The organism is Escherichia sp. WS568 (genome assembly GCF_046486085.1).
GTDB classification, from domain to species: Bacteria; Pseudomonadota; Gammaproteobacteria; order Enterobacterales; family Enterobacteriaceae; genus Escherichia; species Escherichia coli.
The window spans coordinates 1-946 of sequence record NZ_JBJQMC010000069.1; the positions used below are offsets into that span (position 1 = coordinate 1).

At 44.4% G+C, this 946-nt stretch carries 1 protein-coding gene; it reads left to right on the plus strand.

The window, feature by feature from the left end:
- Window positions 1–233: 233 nt before the first annotated feature.
- Window positions 234–946 (plus strand): APH(3')-I family aminoglycoside O-phosphotransferase (locus tag ACJHWR_RS25225; protein ID WP_129950464.1); only part of this gene is annotated, 713 nt, incomplete at its 3' end.

A 946-nucleotide genomic window follows, 5' to 3' on the forward strand; every position in this document is an offset into this window, starting at 1 on the left:
TTATTATGGTGATCCCCTGGGCGAAATGCGCCTGGTAAGCAGAGTTTTTGAAATGTAAGGCCTTTGAATAAGACAAAAGGCTGCCTCATCGCTAACTTTGCAACAGTGCCCGATTTATTCAACAAATCCACGTTGTGTCTCAAAATCTCTGATGTTACATTGCACAAGATAAAAATATATCATCATGAACAATAAAACTGTCTGCTTACATAAACAGTAATACAAGGGGTGTTATGAGCCATATTCAACGGGAAACGTCTTGCTCGAGGCCGCGATTAAATTCCAACCTGGATGCTGATTTATATGGGTATAAATGGGCTCGCGATAATGTCGGGCAATCAGGTGCGACAATCTATCGATTGTATGGGAAGCCCGATGCGCCAGAGTTGTTTCTGAAACATGGCAAAGGTAGCGTTGCCAATGATGTTACAGATGAGATGGTCAGACTAAACTGGCTGACGGCATTTATGCCTCTTCCGACCATCAAGCATTTTATCCGTACTCCTGATGATGCATGGTTACTCACCACTGCGCTCCCCGGGAAAACAGCATTCCAGGTATTAGAAGAATATCCTGATTCAGGTGAAAATATTGTTGATGCGCTGGCAGCGTTCCTGCGCCGGTTGCATTCGATTCCTGTTAGTAATTGTCCTTTTAACAGCGATCGCGTATTTCGTCTCGCTCAGGCGCAATCACGAATGAATAACGGTTTGGTTGATGCGAGTGATTTTGATGACGAGCGTAATGGCTGGCCTGTTGAACAAGTCTGGAAAGAAATGCATAAGCTTTTGCCATTCTCACCGGATTCAGTCGTCACTCATGGTGATTTCTCACTTGATAACCTTATTTTTGACGAGGGGAAATTAATAGGTTGTATTGATGTTGGACGAGTCGGAATCGCAGACCGATACCAGGATCTTGCCATCCTATGGAACTGCCTCGGTGA